This is a genomic window from Loigolactobacillus backii (assembly GCF_003946275.1).
Lineage (GTDB): Bacteria > Bacillota > Bacilli > Lactobacillales > Lactobacillaceae > Loigolactobacillus > Loigolactobacillus backii.
The window spans coordinates 1-8404 of the sequence record NZ_RHNQ01000074.1; the positions used below are offsets into that span (position 1 = coordinate 1).

Annotated in this window: 12 protein-coding genes; 2 read left to right on the forward strand and 10 right to left on the reverse strand. The window is 40.6% G+C overall.

Features of this window, described 5'->3' with window-relative positions; translation table 11 throughout:
- Positions 1-222: 222 nt before the first annotated feature.
- Both rpmF and EKM61_RS10350 read right to left on the reverse strand, forming a co-directional pair.
- Entirely contained in the window at positions 223-408 is a 186-nt protein-coding gene (gene rpmF / locus EKM61_RS10345) for a 50S ribosomal protein L32 (protein ID WP_075168969.1), read from the reverse strand.
- A gap of 43 nt (positions 409-451) precedes the next feature.
- Positions 452-1003, reverse strand: a complete 552-nt coding sequence (locus tag EKM61_RS10350) for a YceD family protein (RefSeq protein WP_068223680.1) — start codon at positions 1001-1003, stop codon at positions 452-454.
- 282 nt (positions 1004-1285) lie between these two features.
- Between EKM61_RS10350 and EKM61_RS10355 the strand changes: the two genes are divergently transcribed.
- Positions 1286-1504, forward strand: coding sequence for a hypothetical protein (locus tag EKM61_RS10355; RefSeq protein ID WP_068223677.1), 219 nt, complete (start codon positions 1286-1288; stop codon positions 1502-1504).
- A gap of 87 nt (positions 1505-1591) precedes the next feature.
- On the opposite strand, the gene EKM61_RS10360 is transcribed toward EKM61_RS10355, so the two are convergent.
- The 8 genes from EKM61_RS10360 to EKM61_RS10395 all read right to left on the reverse strand — a co-directional run bounded on the left by EKM61_RS10360 (position 1592) and on the right by EKM61_RS10395 (position 7117).
- Positions 1592-2749, reverse strand: a complete 1158-nt coding sequence (locus tag EKM61_RS10360; protein WP_225359779.1) for a nucleotidyltransferase — start codon at positions 2747-2749, stop codon at positions 1592-1594.
- A gap of 1 nt (position 2750) precedes the next feature.
- On the reverse strand, positions 2751-3491 hold the full coding sequence (locus EKM61_RS10365; protein WP_068223674.1) for a class I SAM-dependent DNA methyltransferase: 741 nt from the start codon (positions 3489-3491) through the stop codon (positions 2751-2753).
- Positions 3488-3829 carry a ribosome silencing factor gene (gene rsfS / locus EKM61_RS10370; RefSeq protein WP_068226197.1) on the reverse strand — a complete coding sequence of 114 codons (342 nt, stop codon included), beginning with the start codon at positions 3827-3829 and terminating at the stop codon, positions 3488-3490. Before rsfS ends, EKM61_RS10365 begins: the two co-directional genes overlap by 4 nt.
- A gap of 76 nt (positions 3830-3905) precedes the next feature.
- Positions 3906-4499 (reverse strand): bis(5'-nucleosyl)-tetraphosphatase (symmetrical) YqeK, encoded by a 594-nt coding sequence (gene yqeK / locus EKM61_RS10375; RefSeq protein ID WP_225359778.1) that lies wholly within the window; start codon positions 4497-4499, stop codon positions 3906-3908.
- A complete protein-coding gene (locus EKM61_RS10380) occupies positions 4492-5133 on the reverse strand; it encodes a nicotinate-nucleotide adenylyltransferase (protein ID WP_068223666.1) in 642 nt (213 codons plus the stop codon). The genes yqeK and EKM61_RS10380 overlap by 8 nt, the downstream gene beginning before the upstream one ends.
- A 13-nt stretch (positions 5134-5146) precedes the next feature.
- Positions 5147-5461 (reverse strand): ribosome assembly RNA-binding protein YhbY, encoded by a 315-nt coding sequence (gene yhbY / locus EKM61_RS10385; RefSeq protein ID WP_068223663.1) that lies wholly within the window; start codon positions 5459-5461, stop codon positions 5147-5149.
- Between the two features lie 11 nt (positions 5462-5472).
- Positions 5473-6594: a ribosome biogenesis GTPase YqeH gene (gene yqeH / locus EKM61_RS10390; protein ID WP_068223660.1), complete on the reverse strand. Its 1122-nt coding sequence runs from the start codon at positions 6592-6594 to the stop codon at positions 5473-5475.
- Positions 6587-7117, reverse strand: coding sequence for a YqeG family HAD IIIA-type phosphatase (locus EKM61_RS10395; RefSeq protein ID WP_068223658.1), 531 nt, complete (start codon positions 7115-7117; stop codon positions 6587-6589). Before EKM61_RS10395 ends, yqeH begins: the two co-directional genes overlap by 8 nt.
- 219 nt (positions 7118-7336) lie before the next feature.
- Here EKM61_RS10395 and EKM61_RS10400 point away from each other — a divergent pair, with 219 nt between their 5' ends.
- Complete coding sequence (locus EKM61_RS10400; protein WP_068223656.1) at positions 7337-8272, forward strand: NADP-dependent oxidoreductase; 936 nt, start codon at positions 7337-7339, stop codon at positions 8270-8272.
- Positions 8273-8404: the final 132 nt, after the last annotated feature.

Below are 8404 nucleotides of genomic sequence, written 5' to 3' on the forward strand. Positions count from 1 at the left end.
CCTTTGGTTTTCGCAACTATCACCATTTAGTTTCACGGATCAAACTACAACAAATGCGCACCAAACCAAATAAAAAAACAGCATTAGAAGTTGCCTAACTTCTAACACTGTAAAATTGGCTATCAACAGGATTTGACAGAGAGCCAATAAAAGTAAAAGTGAGTTTGCAACACAAAAAAAGCTTTAGCGCCATGGCCGCTAAAGCTTTTAAACAGGTTCTAGTTATTTAGTATAACCTGTGTTGACTACTTGTTTGCCATCATAGAAGCCGCAAGTTGGGCAAACATGATGTGACATTCTTAATTCACCACAGTTTGGGCATGGGCTCAAGTTAGGCGTAACTAATTTAATGTGTCCGCGACGTAGACGTTTACGCGCCTTTGACGTTTTTCTTTTTGGTACTGCCATTAAATCCACCTCCTTAAAATAAATTATCTTAATCGTTTTGAGCTTAGTCTTCTGGTTGATTCGAATCAAATAAGCCTTTTAACTGCGCAAAACGCGGATCAACTTGTTTCTTCTTTGCTGCCTGCCGCTGATTGTAAGTATCTTCAGAGATAACTTCCCAACCGCTACCTTTTGGCATATCGGCATCACCTTGTTGCTCACTAGTAGTTAATATCTTTAGTGGAATCTGCAACAAAATGTTATCTTCGACTGCCTTATCAAGGTTCAAGGAGCCATCTTCCAATGGAATCACAGAATCTGACTGCTCGTCACTTGCGGCTTGTTTAGCGGGCGCATAGATTTCACTAACTGCAAAATCAAGTGGCAGCGTCACCGGCTTTAAAGAACGTGTGGAAGGTAAGGTTAAAGTAACCTTGACCTTCAAGGATGTGATAACCTTGTTACCATCTAACGCGATCAACCCGGTAACAAGTACAGGACTAACATCAAGTAAATCAGCATTACGAGTTTGTAATGACTGCTTTAAATCAAGTGTTTCCTTAATATTTAGTGGTGTTTCACGGTACTTCTCAAGTTCAAGTAACGACCATTTCATCGAAGATACCTCCTAACGCAACGACAATAATTATAACTGTGAAAAATAGCTTTGTCAACGCATTTTCCTTAACACGATAAAACACTGACTTAACGGGGTTTTGGCCTAAATCTTGTTTACTTTCTCTACAAATCATAAAAACTACCAGCCAGCTACCGTACTTTTTATTTTTTGCAATAAAACAATTGACCCAACAACTATAAGGGTACAAGATTAGGGTATGCTGACAAACAAAGCCACTATTAAGTAGCGTAATTTATATTATTATAGGAGGTTCTTTTAATGGATAACGTTTTAACCCTAGAATTAACGAACGGAAAAACAATGACGTTAAACGAGGTCACTTCTGTTCGAATCACTACTGATGACACGGTCATTACGTCTAGTCCCCGCGACTTTTTAAATATCGGTCGGGCTGTAAAATACGACATTCTCTATGAAGCGGGAACTCTAACCTTAGCAAGTGATGAAGTTAAGGCTGCTCATGTGGTTGAACAATAGTTAACTAAAATGGAATTGTGGTAAGCTTTTTTACCACAATTCTTTTTTATTACGTTAAATTAAATCGGCTTAGTCAAGAAGAAAATTTTAAACTCGAATCGGGCTGCGGCCAAAATCTTGTGCACAGCCACTTTGTTGTTCATATAACCAATCAGCCTTAACCTCCAACGCTAATAACCCATTTTCGCCTCCTACCTCCTGATCAACCCGACTAATTAGTGGCACTTCTAGGTCCTGTTTGACTTGGTGAAGGTAAGCTTGGCCCTTTTTATTAAAGCCCAACAAACGAATGTAAGACCGCTCTAAGGTCGTCGTGATTTCTGTCTGTTTAATATTCAACAAGACATATAAACAAAGGCGCTGCAAACGTGTATAAGTATAACGTTTGGACTTTAAAGCCCGTAATAGCTCTGAAAAGTTGGCCGTTTGATGAACGACTTTCTTAAAACGATATTCCAAGCCTTCAGTCATTTGGTAAATTTGGCCTAACTCAAATAAAGAACTGGATTCGACCTTATACTTCAAATAGGGAAAGAGCGTCGCCCAATTCATAATTGGTTGCGTCGTTAAAGATTGATAAGTTGCGGCAGGTACAACCTTTTCCAAGGCCGCGTGAGAAAAATTAGCCGCAGTAACCAAATGGCGAATGGACGTTGCACTAGCAATCGCACTACCATTTAGTTCTTGGTCCAAGTACTGAGCACCACTTCGTGCAATCGGAATCAATTTTAATGGCTTGGCCAACTTTGCATTACTAGTTGCGTAACTGAGCGCCAATAAATGATTTGGCGCATCACTATTTAAATTTAGCGTATCCTGATAGTACTGATTTAATTGCGTAGCGTAGGTCTGTTTGTAGTCGCGAAAATAAGCGTGCCTGGTAGGTAACGTCGCCAATCTTTGCCCAATTGCCTGGTAGTCAATCTGTTCATTTTCGGTGCCAAATGCTAACGCTGAGCACCCTAGCTGGCTCAAAATTGCAAGTGCCCCTTGCGCAAATCGATCAGCAGGTTCAACAGCAGTCGCCAAAGGTAATTCCACAACTAAATCAACACCATTGATTAATGCCGCTTTAGTGCGCTGCCATTTATCAATTATTGCCGGTTCGCCACGTTGAAGATAATTACCACTCATGACTGCAATCAGCACGTCCGCCTGGGTTCGTTTTCGTGCCTGCTGTAAATGGTATAAGTGTCCGTTGTGAAATGGATTATATTCAACAATCATTCCCGTTGCTTGTAGCAATTTAATCACCCTTTTGTGCAACAAAAAACCAGCGAATACTGTCAGGAGAGACGATTTTATCACCAAATTCTGCTCGAACAATAACATCAGTAAAACCAGCTGCAAGGAGTGCTCGGCGAATGACTTCAATCGGGTAGGTCCGTTCCTTATGCAACTCACTAATCTCCTGGTAAGCCTGGCGTTCATCATCCCAAACAAAGAAAGTTAAGTCGTGCTCAATCGAATGTGGCTGCTCACCAACGTAACTGGTCCACATAAAGGCCTGATCAACGGATTTATAGTTATACATGTACCCAGGAAAAAGGTCATCAATTTGGTGTAATGAGTGCATATCAAATAAGAACTGACCGCCCGGCTTCAAGCAAGCAGCAACTTGTTGAAAAACCTGCTCAATACTTGCTTCATCTGGCATGTAGCATAATGAATCATCCAAACAAGTCACAATTTCATACTGGCCGATATCACTTAAATCCAACATATTACCTTGAATAAGCGGTAAAGTTACCTGATTTTCCACCGCGTGATTTGCTGCAAGGGTCAGCATCTCCTCCGACAGATCGAGCCCAGTAACTTGATACCCTTTTTTGGCTAGTTTAACGGCAAGAATACCCGTTCCACACGCCAATTCCAATAATTCCTGGGCATTTTTTTTAGCGTATTTTTGAACAAAAGAAAGCCACCTATCATATAAGGTGGTATCCATCATCTCATCGTATAGTGTGGCAAAAGTTTGATAAATCATGCGTCAATCCAATCAGCTACATCAACTGTCTCAGCATTCGACCAAAGTTTTTCAAGGTTATAGTAGGCCCGTTCTTCCGGGCTGAAAATATTAATAACAATATCTCCTAAATCAACTAAAACCCATTTACCTGAGTTTTTACCTTCCACCCGAACAACCTTAACGTCCGCCAATTCTTCTTTTTCTTCGATTTCATCTAAAATAGCGTCCATTTGTCGTTTTGAGTTGCCTTGCATGATTACAAAATAATCAGCTAATAGGCTAACTTCACGAACATCTAAGGCAACGATATCTTCAGCACGCTTACCATCGGCGGCACGTACTGCAATTTCTAACATTTCTCGACTATCCACTAACAATCAATCCCCCTCTAATTTCATAAAACGGTTATAACATCAATTTGATCATAAATCCTTATTTTGCAACGTATGCATTATAGGTCGCAATCGTTTTTGGATATATTTTTTTATTCGTACTCAATAAATAATTGAGCGTTTGTTTAATTTCAAACGCAACCCCAGCATCTAATGAAGTTGCCGCAGCTTGTCGTGCTGCCTCTATTCCCGGAAAATCACGTCCTGGTTCAATAAAATCCGCTACAAAAATAATTTTATCTAGCTTTGTCATATTGTCCGAGCCGATTGTATGCCGCCGAACGGCATTCAAAATTTGCTCATCGTGAATGCCCAATTCACGTTCAATAATAAAGGCTCCGACAACACCGTGCCAAATACCATTATTATAAGCCAATAGTTCTGGATCAAAGCCTTCTGTCCGAATCAAGGCCTTATATTCCTCATCAGGACGTTGCTTAGCGTAATCATGAACTAAGCCGGCTAAACCGGCCCGCTGCTTATCTCCACCATAACGTTCGGCCAAATCAAGTGCCGTTTGTTCAACTCGTAAAACATGTTGAAAACGACCATCACTTAACTGCGCCTTAATGCGTTCTAACAAAGTCTTCCGATCAAATGGTACTAATTCCTGACGATAATTGACATTAGCCACGGTAAAGCCCCTCTCGTTCAATATAATCCAAAACCTCATCCGGCACTAAATACCGAATTGACAGTCCACAAGCCAATCGTTTACGAATCATTGACGAACTAACATCTAAAGATGGTGCGTCCACCCAAAGCACTGGATATTGACTATGAACTTGAAAATCAGGTCGTTTAACACCAACAAATTGAACCAACTCTAATAATTCATCGATTCGGTGCCAATGTGGCAAATCATTGACCATATCGGCCCCAATAATAAAATAATAATCCGTATCTGGATGCTGTTGTTTTAGATTGGACATCGTATCATACGTATAGCTAATTCCACCGCGCTTAACTTCTGCCAATTCAATATCAAACAAGGGATTGCCAGTAATGGCACGTTTAACCATCGCAACCCGGTGATCAGCCGAAATCGCATTTTTTGGGTGTTCATGCGGCGGATTAGCATCAGGCATAAAATAGACCTTTTCTAAACCTAATTGGATTCCTACTGTTTGCGCCATAATCAAATGACCAATATGGGGCGGATTAAAAGTACCACCCATAATGCCAACCTGTTTATGTCGTCCATTATCTAAAATCTTTTTTTTAGTTTCAACTGTTATTACAGGTTGGGTTAATGTTTCATTAGCCACAACTTACACCTCTTTATAAAGCTGCTACTTGAGCAGAAATTCGTTGATACTTTTCTTTTTCTGCTGGACGATATAATACTAACACATGACCAATAATTTGTGCGACAACTAGTTTGGGTAATGCCGTAGTTAAGTCAGTCGCAACCTCTTTGGCCGAGACCGTTGTGTTTTGTAATAAATTAATTTTAATTAGCTCATTTCGTTCTAAGCTTTCATCGATTTGGCGAATAAACGTCGCCGTCAAACCATTTTTACCAACTTGAAAAACTGGCCGTAACCGATTGGCACGCGCCCGTAAAAAACGTTTTTGTTTACCTGTTAACGTCATTTTAATCTCCTTTAAATTAATGCCTTCCGCAAACTAACCGCTACACCTTTGGGCGCCCAACCGGCTATAACTGCCCCGGCTGGCACTGTTACCCAACCCAGTCCGGCAAAAACAAGATCGCTTTTCTCTTTTGGTGTGAACTGGATACGTTCTAATTCAGGAAAAGCAGCAACTTCTTTAGCCCGTGGTGGTTGTAACAATTTACCCACTTGGCGGGTGTAAAAGTCCGTTGCGTTTTGTAATTTAGTTCGGTGAACTAATAGATTATTGTCTAAATAAAACGTGAAACTACGCTTGGGTCCTTCTTCATAATCAAAACGCGCTAACCCAGCCAAGAAGACCGTTTGCCCGCCATTTAATTGGTATGTTTTTGGTTTAATTGATTTTTGCGGTGTGACTAATTTTAAATCTTTGGCCCCTAAATAATAAGCCATTTGCTCACGATGAATAATTCCCGGTGTATCAATTAGGTTATGGCCATCATCCAGCGGAATCTCGATTTTATCCAACGTTGTTCCAGGAAAACGTGAAGTTGTAATTAAATCCTGTGTTCCCGTTGTTTGGCGGATAATTTGATTAATTAAAGTTGATTTACCAACATTAGTCACCCCAACAACGTAAACATCGCGCCCATTCCGGTATTTTTCAATTGCGGCTAATAAATCGTCTAATTCATAACCACTTTTAGCACTGGTCAATAAAACATCAATTGGTCGTAAACCAACTGCGTGTGCTTGTTCCCGTAACCAATTCTTTACTTTAGTCCGTTTAACTGAACCTGGTAAAACATCAACCTTGTTTCCAACTAATAAAACCGGATTATCACCCACAAACCGGTGAAGGCCTGGAATTAGGCTACCAGAAAAGTCAAAAATATCAACAACATTAACGATCAATGCGTCAGCCTCACCAATTTGAGTTAATAAGGCCAAAAAGTCATCATCCGTCAAACGAACATCAGAAATTTCGTTATAGTGCCGTAATCGAAAACAACGCTGACAATATAACTCACCAGTTTCTTTGGCCTTTTCTAAAGCCGCCTGTGGTGTGTAACCTGCTTCATTTGGTTGCGTTGTTTGAATCTGGGCACCACACCCGATACAATAAAGTGCTTCTTCATTACTCTCAGTCATTTAGGCTATTCCTCCACGTTAATTCTGGATATTCCCGATCTAAATGCCGCATAAAAAATTTTTCAAAAAAGCGCGTAATACTTGTATTCCACGCATCAGTTTCCACTAAGGGATGTACTAAAATTGTTCGAATATGTGCTGCATTAGCGGCCAACATATCCGTTAACAATTGATCACCTACCATGACAATTTCACTATCGGCTAGGCCCAGTTGAACCTTTGCTCGCCGAATGCCAAAGGAAAATGGCTTCATAGCCCGAGCAATGTAAGGTAACCCAAGCGATGTGACTGCGCGGTGAATTCGTTTAGCATTATTATTAGAGACCACAACGACTGGAATCTTGGCCTCTGCCATAGTTTTAATCCAAGCTTGCAACTCCTTTGTTCCCGTTGGATTATCCCAAGCAATCAAAGTGTTATCAAGATCAGCTAACACGGCCTTAATACCGTGCCGCTTTAAATCAGCAGGGGTTATTTGTACCACTGCACTTAACTTCCAAGTTGGCTTGTAGTTTAAAAACATGTTGACTCCTTAACTAATTTTGTCTATGTCCAACAACAAATTAATGAAGAAACAGTTTTAGTACTTGATCCATTAATCTGCATTACTAGTCTTTCATTATAAGCGAATTCAGACTAAAATGCACTCTTCCCACTAACTTTGTTGTTGAATCGTTATCCTTCTTATTTTCAAAAAGCTTTGCTATGATACGCTTATAAGAATATAGAAAGGATGGTTATTATGCAAAGTTTCGGTTTTAATCAATTCGGACCGCCATCAGTTTTTAAAGAAATAGTTCAGGCCCCGCCAGTACTGTCTCCAATTCGGGTTTTAGTTGACGTCATTGGCTTTGGTCTAAATCCATATGATGCCGCCCTACGTCGTGGTGAACAACAGGCTAATCGGCCCTTACCTTTTCCAATCGTTCCCGGTACTGACGTTGTTGGCACGATTAATTCAATTGGTAGTGACGTCACTGATTACTTGCCTGGTGATCTTGTAATTGCACACCCAAACATTGGTGGTTACGCCAGTCAAGTGCCCGTTTCACATAATAAAATTGGCCGGTTGCCTTCTGCTTTTCCAATTGAGCAAGCTGTTGGGCTACCATCAGTTGGCATCACTGCTTACAATATTTTATTCAACGCACTATCAATTCGGCCAGCCCAATCACTGGCAATTGAAGGTGCGGCCGGTGGCGTTGGTAGCTTATTACTTCAATTGGCCAAGGCCGCTGGTTTATCGGTTACGGCAGTTGCGGCCTCAAAGCACGCCAATTTATTGGACCAATTAGGTGCCAATCAGTTTATTCCTAGTGAGAAATTTTCCACTGCCAACGTTAAATTCGATATCGTTATTAACGCAATCAACGGCGGTAACGATCAAGAACGTGGTGTGGCGCACGTTAAGGCTAGTGGGCAATACCTCTCCTTAAACCCGATTGCAGAAGCCTTAAAACAAGCCCACCCTCAAATCACAATGACTGCCTTTCAACCAAAAAGAGAGTATCGTGATCGGCCTGCACTTGGCTACCTCACTAAGCTAATGCAACAAAAAGAACTAGTTGTTCCAATTGCCCAACAATTTGATTTCAACCTTACCAGCGTTATTGTGGCCCAAAGCCTATTGGAACAGCGCCACTCAGCCGGTAAACTGATCGTTTTAAAAAACAAGTAAAAAGCGGCTATTTTTTACTTTTAAGAACTAAAAAAGGTTCGAGACAAAATAAACTGGGTCTACACTTTCTGGTATTGGTGAATAACTAATACCGGTTTTTTGTCTGTTTTGAAAATCAGAAAAATAAAAAAG

Coding starts and splice junctions, on each gene's coding strand:
- EKM61_RS10355 (WP_068223677.1), top strand. CDS start 1,286: ATGGATAACGTTTTAACCCTAGAATTAACGAACGGAAAAACAATGACG.
- rsfS (WP_068226197.1), bottom strand. CDS start 3,829: ATGTTAGAAATTGCAGTACGTGCCGCCGATGGTAAGCGTGCTGAAGAT.
- yqeH (WP_068223660.1), bottom strand. CDS start 6,594: ATGACTGAGAGTAATGAAGAAGCACTTTATTGTATCGGGTGTGGTGCC.
- EKM61_RS10365 (WP_068223674.1), bottom strand. CDS start 3,491: ATGATTTATCAAACTTTTGCCACACTATACGATGAGATGATGGATACC.
- EKM61_RS10395 (WP_068223658.1), bottom strand. CDS start 7,117: ATGTTTTTAAACTACAAGCCAACTTGGAAGTTAAGTGCAGTGGTACAA.
- EKM61_RS10350 (WP_068223680.1), bottom strand. CDS start 1,003: ATGAAATGGTCGTTACTTGAACTTGAGAAGTACCGTGAAACACCACTA.
- yhbY (WP_068223663.1), bottom strand. CDS start 5,461: ATGACGTTAACAGGTAAACAAAAACGTTTTTTACGGGCGCGTGCCAAT.
- EKM61_RS10400 (WP_068223656.1), top strand. CDS start 7,337: ATGCAAAGTTTCGGTTTTAATCAATTCGGACCGCCATCAGTTTTTAAA.
- rpmF (WP_075168969.1), bottom strand. CDS start 408: ATGGCAGTACCAAAAAGAAAAACGTCAAAGGCGCGTAAACGTCTACGT.